At 65.8% G+C, this 18944-nt stretch carries 19 protein-coding genes; 17 read left to right on the plus strand and 2 right to left on the minus strand.

The annotated features are described in order from the left end of the window. Window positions 1-8: 8 nt before the first annotated feature. Genes ACTIAO_RS00445 through ACTIAO_RS00480 form a run of 8 tightly spaced genes read left to right on the plus strand, consistent with a single transcriptional unit; the run spans window position 9 to window position 7439 of the window. Window positions 9-803 (plus strand): ABC transporter ATP-binding protein, encoded by a 795-nt coding sequence (locus tag ACTIAO_RS00445; RefSeq protein WP_441904376.1) that lies wholly within the window; start codon window positions 9-11, stop codon window positions 801-803. Further along, complete coding sequence (locus tag ACTIAO_RS00450; RefSeq protein WP_441904377.1) at window positions 800-1510, plus strand: ABC transporter ATP-binding protein; 711 nt, start codon at window positions 800-802, stop codon at window positions 1508-1510. The genes ACTIAO_RS00445 and ACTIAO_RS00450 overlap by 4 nt, the downstream gene beginning before the upstream one ends. After that, on the plus strand, window positions 1507-2382 hold the full coding sequence (locus ACTIAO_RS00455) for a branched-chain amino acid ABC transporter permease (RefSeq protein ID WP_441904378.1): 876 nt from the start codon (window positions 1507-1509) through the stop codon (window positions 2380-2382). The genes ACTIAO_RS00450 and ACTIAO_RS00455 overlap by 4 nt, the downstream gene beginning before the upstream one ends. Next, on the plus strand, window positions 2382-3503 hold the full coding sequence (locus ACTIAO_RS00460; RefSeq protein ID WP_441904379.1) for a branched-chain amino acid ABC transporter permease: 1122 nt from the start codon (window positions 2382-2384) through the stop codon (window positions 3501-3503). Before ACTIAO_RS00455 ends, ACTIAO_RS00460 begins: the two co-directional genes overlap by 1 nt. Further along, window positions 3500-5062 carry a class I adenylate-forming enzyme family protein gene (locus ACTIAO_RS00465; RefSeq protein WP_441904380.1) on the plus strand — a complete coding sequence of 521 codons (1563 nt, stop codon included), beginning with the start codon at window positions 3500-3502 and terminating at the stop codon, window positions 5060-5062. The genes ACTIAO_RS00460 and ACTIAO_RS00465 overlap by 4 nt, the downstream gene beginning before the upstream one ends. Further along, the gene (locus ACTIAO_RS00470) at window positions 5046-5756 is read left to right on the plus strand and encodes a TetR/AcrR family transcriptional regulator (protein ID WP_441904381.1); all 711 of its coding nucleotides are present in this window, start codon (window positions 5046-5048) and stop codon (window positions 5754-5756) included. Before ACTIAO_RS00465 ends, ACTIAO_RS00470 begins: the two co-directional genes overlap by 17 nt. Continuing rightward, window positions 5749-6501 carry a 3-hydroxybutyrate dehydrogenase gene (locus ACTIAO_RS00475; protein ID WP_441904382.1) on the plus strand — a complete coding sequence of 251 codons (753 nt, stop codon included), beginning with the start codon at window positions 5749-5751 and terminating at the stop codon, window positions 6499-6501. Before ACTIAO_RS00470 ends, ACTIAO_RS00475 begins: the two co-directional genes overlap by 8 nt. Then, window positions 6486-7439: an alpha/beta fold hydrolase gene (locus tag ACTIAO_RS00480; RefSeq protein ID WP_441904383.1), complete on the plus strand. Its 954-nt coding sequence runs from the start codon at window positions 6486-6488 to the stop codon at window positions 7437-7439. The genes ACTIAO_RS00475 and ACTIAO_RS00480 overlap by 16 nt, the downstream gene beginning before the upstream one ends. On the opposite strand, the gene ACTIAO_RS00485 is transcribed toward ACTIAO_RS00480, so the two are convergent. Beyond that, window positions 7433-8224: an IclR family transcriptional regulator gene (locus tag ACTIAO_RS00485; RefSeq protein WP_441904384.1), complete on the minus strand. Its 792-nt coding sequence runs from the start codon at window positions 8222-8224 to the stop codon at window positions 7433-7435. The genes ACTIAO_RS00480 and ACTIAO_RS00485 overlap by 7 nt on opposite strands. A gap of 105 nt (window positions 8225-8329) precedes the next feature. Between ACTIAO_RS00485 and ACTIAO_RS00490 the strand changes: the two genes are divergently transcribed. The 3 genes from ACTIAO_RS00490 to ACTIAO_RS00500 are packed head-to-tail and all read left to right on the plus strand — an operon-like array spanning window position 8330 to window position 10937. Next, window positions 8330-9106 (plus strand): CoA transferase subunit A, encoded by a 777-nt coding sequence (locus ACTIAO_RS00490; protein ID WP_441904385.1) that lies wholly within the window; start codon window positions 8330-8332, stop codon window positions 9104-9106. Window positions 9107-9108: 2 nt separating this feature from the next. Next, window positions 9109-9762, plus strand: a complete 654-nt coding sequence (locus tag ACTIAO_RS00495) for a 3-oxoacid CoA-transferase subunit B (protein WP_441904386.1) — start codon at window positions 9109-9111, stop codon at window positions 9760-9762. After that, complete coding sequence (locus tag ACTIAO_RS00500) at window positions 9759-10937, plus strand: acetyl-CoA C-acetyltransferase (protein WP_441904387.1); 1179 nt, start codon at window positions 9759-9761, stop codon at window positions 10935-10937. Before ACTIAO_RS00495 ends, ACTIAO_RS00500 begins: the two co-directional genes overlap by 4 nt. A gap of 31 nt (window positions 10938-10968) precedes the next feature. Here the strand turns inward: ACTIAO_RS00500 and ACTIAO_RS00505 are convergent, their stop codons facing one another. After that, window positions 10969-11250 (minus strand): hypothetical protein, encoded by a 282-nt coding sequence (locus tag ACTIAO_RS00505; RefSeq protein ID WP_441904388.1) that lies wholly within the window; start codon window positions 11248-11250, stop codon window positions 10969-10971. A gap of 72 nt (window positions 11251-11322) precedes the next feature. Between ACTIAO_RS00505 and ACTIAO_RS00510 the strand changes: the two genes are divergently transcribed. The 6 genes from ACTIAO_RS00510 to ilvN all read left to right on the plus strand — a co-directional run bounded on the left by ACTIAO_RS00510 (window position 11323) and on the right by ilvN (window position 18931). Then, on the plus strand, window positions 11323-12558 hold the full coding sequence (locus tag ACTIAO_RS00510; protein WP_441904389.1) for an MFS transporter: 1236 nt from the start codon (window positions 11323-11325) through the stop codon (window positions 12556-12558). Window positions 12559-12594: 36 nt separating this feature from the next. Next, window positions 12595-14007 (plus strand): alpha,alpha-trehalose-phosphate synthase (UDP-forming), encoded by a 1413-nt coding sequence (locus ACTIAO_RS00515; protein ID WP_441904390.1) that lies wholly within the window; start codon window positions 12595-12597, stop codon window positions 14005-14007. A gap of 13 nt (window positions 14008-14020) precedes the next feature. Further along, a complete protein-coding gene (otsB, locus tag ACTIAO_RS00520; protein ID WP_441904391.1) occupies window positions 14021-14818 on the plus strand; it encodes a trehalose-phosphatase in 798 nt (265 codons plus the stop codon). Window positions 14819-14827: 9 nt separating this feature from the next. Then, window positions 14828-16546, plus strand: coding sequence for a dihydroxy-acid dehydratase (ilvD, locus tag ACTIAO_RS00525; protein WP_441904392.1), 1719 nt, complete (start codon window positions 14828-14830; stop codon window positions 16544-16546). Between the two features lie 69 nt (window positions 16547-16615). Further along, window positions 16616-18418: an acetolactate synthase large subunit gene (locus ACTIAO_RS00530; protein WP_441904393.1), complete on the plus strand. Its 1803-nt coding sequence runs from the start codon at window positions 16616-16618 to the stop codon at window positions 18416-18418. A 3-nt stretch (window positions 18419-18421) separates the two neighbouring features. After that, on the plus strand, window positions 18422-18931 hold the full coding sequence (gene ilvN / locus ACTIAO_RS00535; RefSeq protein WP_441904394.1) for an acetolactate synthase small subunit: 510 nt from the start codon (window positions 18422-18424) through the stop codon (window positions 18929-18931). Window positions 18932-18944: the final 13 nt, after the last annotated feature.

The following is an 18944-nucleotide window of genomic DNA, read 5'->3' on the forward strand; positions in this document are numbered from 1 at the left end:
AGCATTTTATGAACGACACCCCAGCCCTGCCAGACGGCAGGTCCGACGGCGCGGCACTCCGCGTCCAAGGCCTCGGTCTGCAGATCGGTGGAGCGACGATCCTCAAGGACGTCGACCTCGATATCGCACCCGGATCCCTCGTAGGAGTCATCGGGCCCAACGGCGCAGGAAAGACCACGCTGTTCAACGCGATCTCGGGCGTGATCCGGCCCACAGCCGGGCGGATCTTCCTCGATGGCGATGACATCACCGGCCTGTCCGTGCCGAAACGGGCACGGGCAGGGCTGGGGCGCACGTTCCAGACATCGAGTCTGTTCCCCAAACTCAGCATCCTCGAAAATGTGCGCGTCGCGGTGCAGGCCGCGCACGGCGGCAGCTACTCGCTGCTGAAATTCCCCGGCCGGCAGGATGCGGCCACGACGCAGGCGATCCAGGTTCTCGAGCAGGTTGGGCTCGCCCATCGGCTGGACACCCCGGCCGGCGACATCAGCCACGGCGACAAGCGCAAGCTCGAGATCGCGTCGCTGATGGCCACGGACTCGCGGCTCGTGCTGCTCGACGAGCCCATGGCCGGCGTCGCATCCGGCGACGTCGCAGGTCTCGTCGAGAACATCCGTGCGATGCAGCGGGCGAGCGGCTGCACTGTGCTCATGGTCGAACACCACATCGACGTGCTGATGGGTCTGGTCGACCTCGTCGCGGTCATGTACTTCGGCACGATCATCGCATTGGACACCCCCCAGAACATCATGGAGAACCCCACCGTGCAGAGTGCATATCTCGGAACGGGGACGGCCGCATGAGCGACCCCATCCTGCAGGTCCAGTCCCTGCGCGCCTCCATCGCCGGCCAGCAGGTCGTCGAAGACGTGACCTTCGAGGTCCCCGCCACCGGTATCACGGCGGTGCTCGGCCGCAACGGCGTCGGCAAGACCTCCACGCTCCGCGGCATCCTCGGCCTCATCACTCGCCGTGGCGAGGTGCGCCTCGAGGGCGAGCGGATCGACAACCTCCCCACGCACAAGATCGTCCAGCGCGGCGTCGGCTATGTCCCGGAGGACCGCGAAGTGTTCGCGAGCCTGACGGTCGCCGAGAACCTCGCTCTGGCGGAGCGGCAGAAGACGCCGCGCCACGACTTCGTGGCCGAGCTCTTCCCCGACCTCGTGCAGCGGCGGGATCAGCGCGCCGGCACACTCTCGGGTGGGCAGCAGCAGATGGTCTCCGTCGCGCGCGCCCTCCTCAACGACAACCGCATCATCCTGGTCGACGAGCCCACCAAGGGGCTCGCTCCCAAGATCGTGCAGGAAGTTTCTGCGGCTCTCGCCGAAGCTGCCAAGCTCGTTCCGATCCTGCTCGTCGAGCAGAACCTCGAGGTCGTCCGCCAGCTGGCGGACGGCGCCGTGGTGATCGCCGGTGGCCGTGTCGTGCACACCGGGAACGCTCGAGCGATCCTGGACGACCCCGACCTCACGAGGCGACTCCTCGGCGTCAGTGCGGAGGCCCACGCATGAGCGTCCTCATCCTGACACTCGTCATCGGCGTCGGCCTCGGCGCCCTCTACTTCCTCGTCGCCAGCGGGCTCAGCCTCATCTACGGGCTCATGCACGTGTTGAACTTCGCACACGGCGCATTCCTCACCCTCAGCGCATTCGTCGGGTGGGGTGTCGCGCAGGCGATCGGAGCCTCGACATGGCTGGGCTTTATCGTGTCGATCCTCGTCGGAGCCGTGGTCGGCGCCGTATTCGCGACGCTCACCGAGCTGGTGCTCATTCGCCCGCTCTATGAGCGGCACATCGAACAGGTGCTCGTCACCGTCGGTCTCTCGTTCGCCGCGATCGCGCTGTTCGAGGGAATCTGGGGAACGGATGCCATCAACGTCAGCGGCCCCTCCTGGCTCGGCCAGACGACCGACGTGCTCGGCGCCAGCATCCCGAACAAGTACTGGGTGCTGATCATCGCGGCTGCCCTCGTTCTCGCCGGCCTCGTGCTCTTCTTGAAGAACACCCGCTACGGCATGATCATCCGGGCCGGCGTTGAGAACCGTGCCATGGTCACGGCGCTCGGCATCGACGTGCGCCGCTCGTTCACCCTCGTCTTCGCGATCGGAGGAGCTGCGGCCGGTATCGGCGGTGTGCTCGCCATGCACGCGATGACATACGTCTCGGCGCACCTGGGAACGACTCTGCTGATCTTCGCATTCATCGTCACCGTGGTCGGTGGCCTCGGATCTCTCACGGGAGCTGCGATCGCATCGGTGCTGGTCGCTGTGCTGCAGCAAGTCGCGAACACCTATCTCGGCGGGACAGGAGACTTCATCGTGGTGATCCTGCTCGCGGTGGTCCTGCTCGTGCGACCTGCAGGACTCATGGGGAGGAAAGCATGATGGCCCTTCGACAGACTCAGGGGGCGAAGCGCTTCGCGCCCGCACTCCTCGGCGTCGTGCTCGTGATCGTCATGGCGATCCTTCCCCTGCTGAACCTCTCGCTGCCCGGCATCCTTCCCGGGCCGACGTACACGCCCGGATCGCTCGCGCTGCTGTCGCTGTGCATGGTGTTCGCAGCCCTCGCGCTGTCGTACAACCTGCTGCTCGGCTCAGCCGGGATGCTGTCCTTCGGGCATGCGCTCTACTTCGGCGCCGGCGCCTACGGCCTCGGCATCGTGCTCGACGCATTCGCCTTGCCGCTGTGGCAGGGTGTGTTCCTCGCACTCATCGGCGGATTGGTGATCGCGTTGGTCACGGGCGCCGTCGCGATGCGCGTCAACGGCATCCCGTTCGCCATGGTGACCCTCGCATTCGCTCAGGCGGGCTCCGTGCTCGTGCGGCGCAATCAGAAGATCACCGGCGGTGAGGAGGGCCTCGGCCTTCACACCGAGAGTGTGCCGGACTGGCTGGTCGGAGTGATCAACACCCGCAACCTCTACTGGCTCGCACTCATCGTTCTCGTCATCGTCTACCTGATCGTGCTCTGGGTGGACAAGTCGCGGTTGGGACATCTCGCTGCTGCCGCACGTGAGAACGAGCTGCGCGTGCAGGTGCTGGGACTTCGCCCCGCCCGGGCGAAGCTGATCGTCTTCGTGATCGCCGCCCTCTGCGCGAGTCTGGCCGGTATCGCCTACCTGCTGCTTCAGTCCGGCACCCAGCCGAGCGCGGTGGGTACAGACCTGACGATCACGGTGCTCGTGATGGTCGTGCTGGGAGGCGTCGGATTCCGCTGGGGCGCGATCGTCGGCGGAGTGCTCTACACGATCCTCGACCAGCGGCTGACGGTGCTGGCTCGGGCGGAGGGGATCCAGGCCCTGCCGGACTTCCTGCGCATCCCGCTCTCAGAGCCGCTGTTCCTCCTGGGCGTACTGTTCATTCTCGTGGTCATGTTCCTGCCCGGTGGTATCGCCGGCACCGTCGACAGTCTGCGTCGCCGTCGCCGAGGCAGCGCGCCTGCTGCAGGATCGCTCGTCGGCCTCGAGGACAGCGACGCGCTCAACACCGAGGTGAGCGTGCGATGAGCGCCCATGTCGACGGTCCGCACACGGTCGGGCGGTGGCTCCGCGACCGAGCTGCCGCCAGCCCGAACGCGATCGCGATCGATGATCGCGGTGTGGCCGTCGACTATGCCGTCCTTGCAGCGCGCGCTGAGAATCTTGCTGAGCGACTGAGCGCCGCCGGCTACGGTGCGGGCCACCGTGTCGCGACGGTCTCGGGCAACTCGACCGATCACGTCGTGGCGTTCTTCGCATGCGCGTTCCTGGGGATCGCATTCATCCCGCTGTCCTGGCGACTGACACCCACTGAGCTCGCGGAACTCATCCGTCGCAGCGCCCCCGAGCTGGTCCTCGTCGAGGACGAGTACGTCTCGCTCGCGGGCACCGCACTGCGGACGCTGGACGAAGACGCGCCTGCATACGTGTTTCTCGGCAGCGCCGGCGTAGAAACCGAGGTCCCGCGGTCGGCGCACCCCGCAGCATCCCGCGCGGTTCAGGACGACGACCCGCTTCTGGTGATCTTCACATCGGGCAGTGAGGCGGCGCCGAAAGGCGTGGTGCTGACGCACGCGAACTGCTTCTGGACGAACATGGCATTGAGCCAAGCGATGCCGATGACGGCCGCAGACGTGGTGCTCTCGATGCTCCCGCAGTACCACGTCGCCGCGTGGAACGTGCAGCCCCTGCTGGCGTGGTGGACGGGGGCGACAGTCGTCCTCGAGCGGTCATTCCAGCCTGGACGTGTGCTTCAGCTGATCTCCGACCGGCACGTCACGACGATGATGGGCGTGCCGACGCAGTACCGGATGCTGCAGGAGGCACGCGGCTGGGACGATGCCGACCTCACGTCGCTGCGACACGTGCTCGTCGGCGGGGCGACCATGCCGGTCGACCTCGCGAAGGCGTGGGCGCAGCGTGGCGTCGAGCTCACTCAGGGATACGGCCTCACGGAGGCGGGTCCCAATGTGCTCGCGCTCCCGGCATCCGAACTCGCGGCCCATCCCGGCACCGTCGGACGTCCGTACCCGTCAGTCGACGTGTGCCTCGTGGATGTCGCCACATCACTGCCCCTCGACGGCGCCGCGACCGGCGAGCTGTGGATACGGGGACCGAGCACCTTCGCCGAGTATCTCGACGATCCGGATGCCACCGCCAGAGCGCGCTCGAACGGTTGGCTGCGCTCCGGAGATCTCGCACAGCGGGACAGCACCGGCATCTACCGGATCGTCGATCGACTCAAGGAGATCTACGTCTCCGGTGGCGAGAACGTTGCACCGGCAGAGGTCGAGCGGGTGCTCGGTGAGCATCCTCTCGTGCGGGCGGTCGCCGTCGTCGGCGCTCCGGACCGTGTGTGGGGTGAGCGCGGCGTCGCATTCGTCGTGACGCATGATGCGCTGTCTGAGGACGAGCTGCTGGCCTTCGCGCGCGAGCGACTGGCCGCATTCAAACTTCCGGCACAGGTCGTCTTCTTGGACGAGCTTCCCCGGTCGACGATCGAGAAGGTCGCGCGGGTCCGCCTGCGTGCCCTCGCCACCGGGCTGATGGCCGCTCAGGAAGAGGACGCAGATGACCGAGTCCGTTGAGACCGCTGAAGTCGGCGCGTTCGTATCTCCGGCCACCGGCCGACCGCTGACCAAGCGCGGCGAGAACACCAGACGCAAACTGCTCGAGGCTGCAGAATCGGTGTTCGCCGAACTGGGCTACCACGAGGCATCCATCGTGAAGATCACCGAGGGCGCCGGTGTCGCACTCGGCACGTTCTACCTGTACTTCGACAGCAAGCAGACCATCTTCGAAGCACTCGTCATCGACCTGAACCGCAGAGTTCGTCACTCGATGTCCGAAGCCATGGCTGAGGCCAACGATCGCATCGAAGCCGAGCGTCTCGGATTCGAAGGCTTCTTCCGCTTCACGGCCGCGCACCCTGCGCTGTATCGCGTGGTGCGCGAGGCTGAATTCGTGTCACCCGAGACACTGAAGATCCACTACGAGCGGATCGTCGAGGGGTATCGTGCGGGTCTGCGCGCCGCGCAGCAAGACGGCGATGTCGATCCCACGCTCGACGCCGAGGTCGCCGCATGGGCACTGATGGGCGCCGGTGAACTGATCGGGATGCGCTATCTGCTTTGGGAACGCGATGCGCAGGGCAACCCGCCCACACAGATCGCCCCTGCAGTCCTCGACGGCATGACCAGATTCATCGGCAACGCGCTGCGGCCTCACGCCGCGACGAAGCCGGCACCGCGAGTGCCGGAGAAGGAGAACGAGAATGGCTGAGCAAGATCTGGCCGGACGCCGTGCCGTCATCACCGGCGGTGCAAGCGGAATCGGGCTCGCATGCGCACAGGAGTTCGCTTCCCGTGGTGCGCACGTCATCATCGCCGATCTCAACCGCGAGGCGGCAGAACAGCACGCTGCGGTGCTCGGGGGAGAGGCATGGGAAGTCGACTTGTCCGACACGACCGCGCTCGACGATCTCGCTCTTGACGCGGACATCCTCGTCAACAACGCGGGAATCCAGCGGGTCAGCCCGATCCAGGACTTTGAGCCGGACGCGTTCCGGACGATCCAGCGCATCATGCTCGAGGCGCCGTTCCTACTCATCCGGGCAATGCTGCCGGGCATGTACGAGCGCGGGTGGGGGCGGATCATCAACATCTCCAGCGTGCACGGACTGCGGGCCAGCGCCTTCAAGTCCGCCTATGTCGCCGCCAAGCACGGGCTGGAAGGCCTGTCGAAGGTGACCGCGCTCGAGGGCGGACCGCACGGTGTCACGAGCAACTGCATCAATCCTGGCTACGTCCGCACGCCCCTCGTCGAGAAGCAGATCGCCGACCAGGCGCAGGTGCACGGGATCCCCGAGAGCGAGGTCGTCGAGAAGGTCATGCTCACCGAGAGTGCCATCAAGCGACTTGTGGAACCTGCCGAAGTGGCATCCCTTGCCGGATGGCTGGCCTCGCCGCACGCCGCGATGGTCACTGGTGCCTCGTACACGATGGATGGCGGATGGACTTCTCGATGAGTGCGCACGTGTATCGCACCGTCGACGTACCCGTCAGTGGGGGAGACCTGCGCGTCGGCGTGTGGGATCCGGTAGACGCGGGTGCGGCCGACATGCCGGGTGACGTCCCGACGATCCTCGCGATTCATGGCGTCACCTCGTCGCATCTTGCCTGGCCGTTCCTCGCGCAGCAGCTGACTGGGGTGCGGGTGATCGCCCCGGATCTCCGTGGGCGCGGTGAGAGCCGTGACATCGTGGGGCCGGCCGGCATGGTCGCCCACTCGACCGACATGGTCGCGGTCCTCGACGCTTTCGCACTTGCCGCGGTGCCGGTCGTGGGCCACTCGATGGGCGGTTTCGTCGCAATGGTGCTCGCTCATCGGCATCCCGACCGTGTCCAGCAGTTGATCCTCATCGACGGCGGGCTGCCGCTCGATGTGCCGAGCGGCGTCGAGCCCGAGGACCTGGTCTCGCTCATCCTGGGACCCACGGCAGACCGTCTGGCGAAGCGATGGAATGACGTCGACGAGTACATCGAGGCGTTCTGGCGGCACCACCCGGCCTTCGAATCGGACTGGAGTGCCGCGCTGGAGCGCTATATCGCCTACGATCTGGTGCCCGATGGTGATCGGTTCCGGCCCGCGACGAGTGCTCAGACCACCGTAGAGGACACCATCGACCTGAACCTCGGATCCGCGCTTCCCGAGGCACTCGCGGCGTTGAGCCAGCCCACGCTGTTGATCACGGTTCCGCGCGGTTTGCAGAACGAGGAACCGGGGCTGTATCCGGTCGCGCACCGTGAGCGCCTGCTCGCCGCGCACCCCGAGATTGTGCACCGTCATATTGATGGCTTCAACCACTACACGATCGTCATGAGCGATCACGGTGCCCAGGCGCTCGCGCCGCTCGTGCAGTCGGCGATCGGATCGCCGAGACCGGCGGTTCGACAGAATCAGTGACCGGTGCGGGTGCTGATCCGTGAGGACAGCTGATGAGCGTGCGCCATGAGCGTGCGCCCCAGCTGAGCTCTTCGGTCCGGACCGAAGCGGAATTCGACTCCGGTCAGACTCAGCGCCCACTCGGGGCGTCCGTTGCGGTCGAACACGGCAGCTCCCATGCCCCAGCTGCCTTCCACGATGAGGCCGGGGTTCACGGCGTACCCGCGTTCCTTGGTCTCTGTCAGACGCCGGCGGAGCGGTGCGAGCCCGTGCGTGCGGCCCCAGCGCTCGCTGAGTTCTGGATGCCGTTCCAAATAGGCATCCACATCGTGGTCAGGCAGAAACGACAGGATGGCAAGTCCCGCGCTGGCGACGCCGAGGGGGAACCGCACGCCCTCGCTGAGTACGAACGACCGGATCGGAAAAGAGCCCTCTTCGCGCACCAGACAGACCGTCTCATCCGCACGCCTGACCGACAGGAACGCGCTCTCCTCCGTCTTCACCGCGAGCGAGCGGACGATGTCTCGTGCGAGGGCAGTGATGTCATATCGCGCCGCAGCCACTGCTCCCATGAGGAACAGTTCCGGTCCCGGCATCCACCTGGCGCTCTCTTCATCGCGATCGACCAACCCCTCGACGCGCAGAGCGCTGAGCAGCCGGTGCACTGTCGAACGCGAGAGGTCGGCGGAGCGCGCGAGGGATTGCACGGTAGCACCGTCCTCGCCACTGGCCGTGACCAGTCGCAGGAGGCGCGCAGCGCGGGCCACGGCCTGCGCGCCGGGGACTGAACGGCCTGATGTGTCCATAATGTGGACAGTACCGTTCGAATCGCCCATATCGCAAGACCGGATTTCGGTCAGACCGCACGGCGGGCGGATGCTGGAAGAAGACCTCACACGAAGGAGTGCTGCGTGATCGACAAGCAATGGGCGACGGCTACGGAAGCTGTTGCAGATATCCCGGACGGTGCGTCCCTGGCAGTCGGCGGATTCGGTCTCTCCGGAAACCCGATCGCGCTGATCGAAGCGCTGCTCGCGCAGGGAACGACGGATCTCAGCATCGTCAGCAATAACTGCGGCGTCGATGACTGGGGTCTGGGCGTGCTGCTGAACGCGCAGCGCATCCGCAAGATGACCTCGTCCTACGTGGGCGAGAACAAGGAGTTCGAACGCCAGTTCCTCTCCGGTGAGCTCGAACTCGAGCTCACCCCTCAAGGCACACTCGCGGAGAAGCTGCGCGCCGGCGGCTCCGGTATCGCGGCGTTCTACACGCAGACCGGTGTCGGAACCCAGGTCGCCGAAGGCGGGCTTCCCCGTCGTTACAATCCGGACGGCTCGATCGCAGTGGCGTCCCCCGTGAAGGATGTGCGCACCTTCGACGTCGACGGCACACCGAAAGAGTTCGTCCTCGAAGAAGCGATCACCACGGACTTCTCGATCGTGCACGCCATGGCGGGCGACCGGCACGGCAACCTGCTGTTCAACAAGGCGGCCCGCAACTTCAACCCGATCGCCGCCATGGCGGGCCGGGTCTGCATCGCACAGGTCGAGCAGCTCGTCGAGCCAGGCGAGATCGACCCGGACCGTGTGCATCTTCCCGGTGTCTTCGTGCATCGGATCGTCGAGGTCGGCACCGATATCGAGAAGCGCATCGAGCGTCGTACCGTCACCCAGAGCGAAGGAGCCTGATCATGGCACTCACCCGCGAGCAGATGGCAGAACGTGCGGCCGCAGAGCTCACCGACGGCTCATACGTCAACCTGGGTATCGGCCTGCCGACTCTGGTCCCGAACTACGTCTCTGACGATGTCACCGTGGTGCTGCAGTCGGAGAACGGCATTCTCGGCGTCGGACCGTATCCCACCGAGGATGCCGTGGATCCTGATCTCATCAACGCCGGCAAGGAGACCGTTACGACCCTGCCGGGCACGTCCTTCTTCGACTCGTCGATGAGCTTCGGCATGATCCGCGGCGGAAAGATCGACGCCGCGATCCTCGGCGCGATGCAGGTTTCGGCCACCGGAGACCTGGCGAACTGGATGATCCCGGGAAAGATGGTCAAGGGCCCCGGCGGTGCGATGGATCTCGTCCACGGCGCAGGACGCCTCATCATCCTCATGGAGCACGTCGCCAAGGACGGCTCCGCGAAGATCGTCAACGAATGCTCACTGCCCCTCACCGGCAGGGGAGTCGCGCACCGCATCATCACGGATCTCGCGGTGATCGATGTCACCGATAAGGGGCTGGTGCTCGTCGAGACCGCGCCGGTTGTGAGCGTGCAGGATGTCATCGACGCCACAGAGCCGCCCCTGATCGTCTCTGAAAACCTGAAGGAGCTGTCATGACCGATGTCGTCATCGTCGCCGCCGCACGCACCCCACAGGGACGCTTGAAGGGGCAGCTCGCTTCCTTCACCGCGCCGCAGCTCGGCTCGCTCGCGATCAAGGGCGCGCTGGCGCAGGGCTCGGTCGACCCATCGGCGATCGATGCCGTCATCGTCGGACAGGTGCTCGCCGCCGGTTCCGGTCAGAACGCCGCACGTCAGGCATCTATCGGAGCGGGGATCGGATGGGATGTTCCCGCGCACTCCGTCAACAAGGTGTGCCTGTCGGGGCTCACGGCGATCATCGATGCCGCCCGCATGATCCAGACCGGAGACGCCACCACCGTGGTGGCGGCCGGCATGGAGTCCATGACACGCGCACCGCACATGCTGATGGGCTCGCGCGACGGCTGGACCTACGGCAGCGTCGAGGTGCTCGACCACATGGCCTTCGACGGACTCACCGACGCCTATGACAAGGAGAGCATGGGCGCGTCGACCGAGCGTCACAACGAGCGATTCGAATTGACCCGAGAGGCGCAGGACGAGGTCGCAGCGCTTTCGCACCAGCGAGCAGCAGCTGGAGCAGAGGCGGGCGTTTTCGACGACGAGATCGTCACTGTCGAGGTGCCGCAGCGTCGTGGCGAGCCGATTCTCGCAACCCGCGACGAGGGCGTCCGCCCCGACACCACCGTTGAGACGCTCGGGAAGCTCCGTGCGGCATTCGCCGAGGGCGGATCGATCACTGCGGGCAACTCATCGCAGATCTCCGACGGGGCTTCTGCCGTCATCGTCACCACGCGTGAGAACGCCGAGGCCCAGGGATGGCCGGTGCTCGCGACGATCGGTGCGAGCGGAGAGACCGCCGGCCCCGACAACTCACTTCAGGCGCAGCCGGCCCAGGCGATCCAGCGCGCACTGGAGAAGCAGGGCATCACCGCAGCCGATCTCGATCTGGTCGAGATCAACGAAGCCTTCGGGGCCGTCGTCGCACGCTCCCAGGTCGAGCTCGGAGTATCGAGCGACATCGTGAACATTCACGGCGGTGGGATCGCGATCGGTCACCCGATCGGAGTGTCGGGAAACCGGCTCGTCGTGCACATGGCGCATGAGCTCGCCCGGCGTGGGAGCGGCACGGTGGCCGTCGGACTCTGCGGTGGTGGTGGCCAGGGCGAGGCCCTCATCCTCACTCGCTGACCCTTCGACAGGCTCAGTGGCGAAGGCCGCGTCAGCGCTTCTGCGCGGCCTTCAGCTGCTTCTCGGTGCGCTTGATCTCCTTCTTCGCACGCTTGGACTGCTTGGCAGCGAGCGGCGAATCGTCGGCAACCGGGACGCCGTGCGATTCACGCCGCATGTCGATGGCCGCACCGACGGCGAGAGCGAGAGTGATGCCCCAGCTCACCCACGCCAGAACAGCGCGCCAGGTGATGGGAGCCTCGCGCGTGCCGCGAAGCAACGACACACCGGCAGTGATCGCTCCGATGAGACCTGTGCTGAAGAGGTAGCGCATCCCTCCAACTTAGCCTGGCGTCATCGACCTCGGTAGAATGGCCGCGGCGCTTCGGCGCCTGAGCGGAGATTCATGACCCAGGCGCAGCCTCTCGCCCGATCGAGCATGTTCCGCGAAGCGGGCCTGCCGTATTTCCTCATCGCCTTCGTGGCGCGACTGCCCTTCGCGATGATGGTCGTCGGTGTCCTCACCGTCGTCGTCTCCGTACGAGGCTCGCTGTCGCTCGGCGGATTGACGTCGGCTGCTGTGGGGCTCGGAACCGCCTGCTTCGGGCCGCTCCTCGGAGCCGCCGCAGATCGTTTCGGGCAACGGCTCGTCCTCCTGGCTCTGGCGATCGCGAACAGTGCACTGCTCGTCGTCTTCACCGTGGTCGTGTACGGGTCGGCCTCCGATGCCTTCGTGCTGCTCGCAGCCATCGGCATCGGTGCGTCCGCGCCGCAGGTCGCGCCGATGTCGCGCTCCCGGCTGGTGACGATCATCAACGAGCGGATGCCGGAACGCCAGCGCCCTCGGACGCTCTCCGGAACGATGTCCTACGAGTCCGCCGCCGATGAGACGGTGTTCGTGTTCGGCCCGTTCATCGTGGGCCTCCTCGGCTCCGCAATCGCACCCTGGGCGCCATTGGTCGGTGCAGCCGCCCTCACGCTCGTCTTCGTTGGAGCGTTCGCGCTGCATCCGAGCGGCCGTCATGTCTCCGCAGATCGGGATGCTGACGGGCGCGCCCCATCCGCAGCATCCGAACTATTTTGCCCGAACCTGCTCGTCGTGGTGATGGGCATCCTCGGAGTCGGCCTGTTCTTCGGCACGATGCTCACCTCACTCACGGCGTTCATGGACGATCGTGGTGCGCCAGAGGAAGCGGGGCTGCTGTACGGCGTCATGGGGGTGGGATCGGCGATCCTCGCGCTCGGAGTCGCCTGGCTGCCCCCACGGTTCTCGATGCGCGCACGCTGGCTGGTCTTCGCCAGCATCCTGCTCGCGGCCTCCGTGATGCTGCCCTTTGCGGACTCGCCCGTCGCGATGATGTGGGTGCTGGCCATCCTGGGCATCGGGATCGGTCCGACACTCGTCACGCAGTACAGCTTCGGCGCGGCTCGCAGCCCGCTGGGCAGATCGGCAACGGTGATGACGATGCTCGGCTCCAGCGTGATCGTGGGTCAATCGCTCGGATCCGCGGTCACCGGTGAGATCGCGCAGAGCCTCGGCACACCGGCGGCGATGGTTCTGCCCATCGTCTCAGCAGCGATCGTGCTCGTTTCCGGCATCCTGAACTGGTTCGCGAGCCGCACGCGTCAGCGAACTCGCTAGCCTGGGGGAGTACATCACCGGCAGCGAGGAGATCCCGTGGACACCGCAGAATTCGTCGTCGTTGCGAACAGGCTTCCGGTGGACCGAGTGGTCGATGCACACGGCGAAGAGACCTGGCGCACTTCCCCCGGGGGACTTGTCGCGGCGCTTGAGCCGATGATGAAGTCCGTCGACGGAGCCTGGGTCGGGTGGGCAGGCCAGGCCGATGTCGAGCTCGAGCCCTTCGTCGCCAATGACATCCGACTCATTCCGATCACTCTGAGCGCGCAAGAGGTCGCCGAGTATTACGAGGGCTTCGCGAACGACACGATCTGGCCCCTGTACCACGACGTGATCGCGCCTCCCCAGTATCACCGCGAGTGGTGGGACGCCTATGTCACGGTGAACCGTCGGTTCGCCGAGGCTGCCGCTGAGGCTGTGGCGCAGCACGGCACGGTCTGGGTGCACGACTACCAGCTCCAACTGGTTCCGGAGATGGTGCGCGCCCTGCGCCCCGACGTCACCATCGGATACTTCCATCACATCCCGTTCCCCGCGCACGGCCTCTACGCTCAGCTTCCGTGGCGCGATCAGGTGCTGCGGGGTCTGCTCGGGGCTGATGTGATCGGCTTCCAGCGGGCACAGGATGCCGTCTACTTCCTGACTGCCGTCCGTCGACGACTTCAGTACGAGGTCAAGGGCTCGATGGTCCACGTGCCGGGCAAGGAGAAGACTCGACCGGTGCTGGCAAAGGCGTTCCCGATCTCGATCGACACCTCCCCGTACCTCGAACTCATCGCCAAACCCGAAGTACAGGCGCGTGCGGTCGAGATCCGCGAGAGCCTCGGAAACCCGAAGCGGATCCTGCTCGGTGTCGATCGCTTGGACTACACCAAGGGAATCCGGCACCGGATCAAGGCATATGGAGAACTTCTTTCGGAGGGGCGCCTCAAGGTCGAAGACGTCACGCTGATTCAGGTCGCAAGCCCCAGTCGTGAGCGTGTGGACGCCTATGTGCATCTCCGAGATGAGATCGAACAGGCCGTCGGACGGATCAACGGTGACACCGACACGATGGGGCACAGTGCGATCCGCTACCTGCATCAGGGTTTCCCGCGCGAGGAGATGGTCGCGCTCTATCTCGCTGCGGATGTGATGCTCGTCACCGCGCTGCGCGACGGTATGAACCTCGTCGCGAAGGAGTACATCGCCACGCGTGCCGACAATCGCGGGGTCCTCGTGCTCAGCGAGTTCACCGGTGCTGCCGATGAATTGCGCCGCGCGATCCGCGTGAACCCGCACGATATCGAGGGGCTGAAGGACGCCATCATGACAGCCGTCGAGATGGAGCCCACGGAGCAGGGGCGGCGGATGCGGTCGCTGCGCAAGCGCGTGCTCGAGCACGACGTGAATGCCTGGTCGTCGTCGTTCATCAACGCTCTCGCAGCCGTACACGCCCGTCACGCCTGAAAGGAATCACCCAGTGACACGCACCTGGACGCCCGGAACCACCGATGAAGCCCTGGCCGCCATCGCGACCACGCCGCGGCTGGTCATCGCTCTCGACTTCGACGGGACGGCATCCCCGCTCGTTCCCGACCCGATGTCCGCCCGTGCCCTGCCCGAAGTGAAAGCGCAGCTCGAGCGGCTGGCCGCGTTGCCGAACACTCACGTGGCCTATGTCTCGGGACGCAGCATGGACGACCTTCGCGTGATCGCGGAACACGACGACGACTCCGCGATCGCCCTCGCGGGATCCCATGGCGCGCAGTACTGGTTCCCCGGCAGCGGCGACGAAGACGCCCCGGGCGCGTCGCCCGACGACGGGGTGCGCGAGGAGCTGTGGGCCGCAGCGCAGCCGATCGTGGATCGTTACGAGGGCATCGGGCTCGAGCAGAAGACGTTCGGGATGGGCATTCATGCCCGCCGCGCGACCCCCGAGGCCGAAGCCGCAGCATTCGCGGAGGTCGATGCGCTGGTCGCGGCACGGTTCCCGCACTGGCGGCGTCGGCAGGGCCACCGGATACTCGAGTTCTCCTCACGCACCGAAGGGAAGGATGCTGCGATGCGCGTGCTGCGCGAGCACTTCGATGCGACCGGGATCCTGTTTGCCGGCGACGACGTCACGGATGAAGACGCGATCGCGGTGCTCGGAGCGGACGACCTCGGCGTGCGCGTCGGACCAGGGGAGTCGGCCGCCGCACTGCGTGTGGACACTCCACAAGACATGGCCGCTCTTCTAGAGGCCCTCGCGGCCGAACGCTCCTCCGGACGGGAATAGACTGCCGTCATGTCCCCGCACGATCCTTCTTCACCCGCGTCCATCGACATCAAGCCCCGCAGCCGCGTCGTCACCGACGGCATCGAGGCCACAACGTCCCGAGGCATGCTCCGTGCTGTCGGGATGGGAGACGAGGACTGGGACAAGCCGCAGATCGGCATCGCATCCAGCTGGAACGAGATCACCCCGTGCAACCTGAGTCTTGACCGGCTCGCTCAGGGCGCGAAAGAAGGGGTGCACTCCGGTGGGGGATACCCGCTGCAGTTCGGCACGATCTCGGTCTCCGACGGCATTTCGATGGGCCACGAGGGGATGCACTTCTCCCTCGTCTCACGCGAGGTGATCGCGGATTCGGTCGAGACGGTCATGATGGCAGAGCGCCTCGACGGCAGCGTGCTGCTGGCCGGCTGCGACAAGTCGATCCCCGGCATGCTCATGGCAAGCGCGCGCCTGGACCTCTCGAGTGTCTTCCTCTACGCCGGGTCCATCGCACCCGGCTGGGTGAAGCTCTCCGATGGCACCGAGAAGGACGTCACGATCATCGACTCGTTCGAGGCCGTGGGCGCATGTCGCGCCGGCCTCATGAGCGGCGAGGACCTCAAGCGCATCGAGTGCGCGATCGCACCCGGTGAGGGCGCCTGCGGTGGGATGTACACCGCCAACACGATGGCTTCCGTCGCCGAGGCGCTGGGGCTCAGCCTGCCCGGCTCCGCTGCGCCGCCGGCCGCCGATCGCCGCCGCGACTACTTCGCGCACCGCTCCGGCGAAGCCGTGATCAACCTGCTGCGCCAGGGCATCACGACACGCGACATCCTGACGAAGGAGGCGTTCGAGAACGCGATCGCCCTGGCGATGGCGCTCGGCGGTTCGACCAACGTCGTCCTCCACCTCCTGGCGATCGCCCGCGAGGCCGACGTCGACCTGACCCTGCACGACTTCAACCGCATCGGAGACAAGGTCCCGCACGTCGCCGACATGAAGCCGTTCGGCAACTACGTCATGAATGACGTCGACCGTCACGGCGGCATCCCGGTCATCATGAAGGCGATGCTCGATGAGGGACTGCTGCACGGCGACGCGCTCACCGTCACCGGCAAGACGCTCGCTGAGAACCTCGCCGAGCTCAACCCCGGCCCGATCGACGGCGAGGTCATTCATGCCTTCGACAACCCGATCCACGCCACCGGCGGTCTCACGATCCTGCACGGATCGCTTGCACCCGAGGGGGCTGTGGTCAAGTCGGCCGGATTCGACGCAGACGTCTTCGAGGGGCCGGCGCGCGTCTTCGAGCGCGAGCGCGCGGCGATGGATGCTGTCGCGAACGGCGAGATCAACGCGGGCGAAGTCATCGTCATCCGCTACGAAGGCCCGAAGGGTGGACCAGGGATGCGCGAGATGCTCGCGATCACCGCGGCCATCAAGGGCGCAGGTCTCGGAAAAGATGTACTACTGTTGACTGACGGACGATTCTCAGGCGGCACAACCGGCCTGTGCATCGGCCACATAGCACCCGAAGCGGTGGACGCAGGTCCCATCGCCTTCGTGCGCGATGGTGATCTGATACGGGTCGATATCGCAGCTCGCACTCTTGATCTACTCGTCGAAGAGGCAGAGCTCGCCTCCCGCCGTTCTGGCTGGGAGCCGCTTCCCCCGCGCTACACCCGTGGCGTTCTTGCCAAGTACTCGAAGCTCGTGCGCTCCGCCGCAGAGGGCGCGACGACCGGCTGACCTTCGACAGCCTCACCGACCGATCTTCGGTTCGAGTATTGACGACACTTCAGATCAACGAGGAAAGATATGACTGCTGATTCTGCTCCGGCCGTTCCACGGCCACCGTCCCAGAAGGCGTCCGCTCCCGAGCTCACCGGGGCAGAAGCTGTCGTCCGTTCGTTGGATCTCCTCGGAGTGACCGACGTATTCGGCATCCCGGGCGGGACGATCATGCCCGTCTACGACCCGCTCATGGACGATGATTCGGTCCGCCACATCCTCGTTCGGCATGAGCAGGGCGCGGGCCACGCCGCGGAGGGATACGCGTCGGCGAGCGGCCGGACCGGCGTCGCGATCGCGACCTCGGGCCCCGGGGCGACCAACCTCGTCACGGCGATCGCCGATGCATACATGGACTCGGTTCCGATCGTCGCGATCACGGGTCAGGTGTTCAGCCATCTGATGGGAACGGATGCGTTCCAGGAGGCTGACATCGTCGGCATCACGATGCCGATCACGAAGCACTCCTTCCTCGTGAAGACTCCCGAGGAGATTCCGGGCGCTCTTGCGGCGGCTTTCGAGATCGCCTCAACGGGACGCCCAGGCCCTGTGCTCGTGGACATCACGAAGGATGCGCAGCAGAAGTCCGCGCCGTTCATCTGGCCGCCCAAGGTCGACCTCCCCGGCTACCGGCCGGTGACGAAGGCTCATGGAAAGCAGATCCAGGCCGCTGCGACGCTGATCGCGGAGGCGAAGAAGCCGGTCCTCTATGTCGGCGGCGGAGTCGTTCGCGGTCGTGCTGCGGCAGAGCTGCGGGCACTCGCCGAGTCCACGAACGCGCCGGTGGTCACGACGCTGATGGCGCGCGGGGTCTTCCCCGACTCGCACCAGCAGCATCTCGGCATGCCGGGCATGCACGGCACTGTTCCTGCCGTCCTCGCGCTGCAGCAGTCCGACCTCATCGTGGCGCTCGGTGCGCGCTTCGATGACCGGGTCACGGGCAAAGCGGCTGATTTCGCACCCAACGCGAAGGTCGTGCACGTCGATATCGATCCCGCTGAGATCTCCAAGATCCGCAACGCGGACGTGCCGATCGTCGGCGATGTCCGCGATGTCCTGATCGACCTGGATGCGGCGTTCCGCGGAACGGTCGGCGACGCGCAGCCGGATATCTCGGACTGGTGGTCGTACCTCGACGGACTGCGCGAGGAGTTCCCCCTCGGCTTCTCTCCGACCGAGGACGGACTGCTCTCTCCTCAGCACGTGATCCAGCGGATCGGAGAGCTCACCGGCCCCGAAGGCATCTACGCCGCCGGCGTCGGACAGCATCAGATGTGGGCTGCTCAGTTCATCAAGTATGAGCGTCCCAACGCCTGGCTGAACTCCGGCGGTGCCGGAACGATGGGGTATTCCGTTCCCGCAGCAATGGGGGCGAAGGTCGCAGAACCCGACCGCGTCGTGTGGTCGATCGACGGCGACGGATGCTTCCAGATGACCAATCAGGAGCTCGCCACCTGCGCGATCAACAACATCCCGATCAAGGTCGCGATCATCAACAACTCATCCCTCGGGATGGTGCGTCAGTGGCAGACCCTGTTCTATGACGGACGGCACTCGAACACCGACCTGAACACCGGGCACGGCACAGTCCGCATTCCTGACTTCGTCAAGCTCGCCGACGCCTACGGATGCCTCGCCATCCGTGTCGAGAAGGAAGAAGAGGTCGACGCAGCCATCAAGCTCGCGCTGGAGACCAACGACCGGCCGGTCGTGATCGACTTCGTCGTGTCAGCGGATGCCATGGTCTGGCCGATGGTGCCGCAGGGCGTCAGTAACAGCTATGTCCAATATGCGCTGGATCATGCGCCCACATTCGATGAGGAGATCTGAGCGATGTCTACCCACGTGCTGAGTCTTCTCGTCGAGGACACACCCGGCCTCCTCACCCGTGTCGCCGGTCTCTTCGCCCGCCGCGGCTTCAACATCGAGTCCCTCGCCGTCGGCGTGACCGAGGTGCCGGGTATTTCGCGCATCACCGTCGTCGTGGACGTCGAAGAGCTGCCGCTTGAGCAGGTGACCAAGCAGCTGAACAAGCTCATCAATGTCATCAAGATCGTCGAACTCGACCCGGCGAGCTCGGTGCAGCGACAGCATGTCCTGGTGAAGGTGCGCACCGACAACGCGACGCGTTCGAACGTGATCGAGGTCGTGAACCTCTTCCGCGCCTCCGTCGTCGACTACGCCCCGGATGCACTGGTGATCGAAGTCACCGGCGATAAGGGCAAGGTCGAGGCGATTCTGCGAGCACTGGAGCCATTCGGCATCAAGGAGCTCGCACAGTCCGGCCTGCTCGCCATCGGTCGCGGTGGCAAGAGCATTACCGAACGCGTCCTGCGCGGCTGACACACCCATAAAC

The sequence above is a fragment of the Microbacterium sp. genome, assembly GCF_052099035.1.
In the GTDB taxonomy this organism is placed as follows: domain Bacteria; phylum Actinomycetota; class Actinomycetes; order Actinomycetales; family Microbacteriaceae; genus Microbacterium.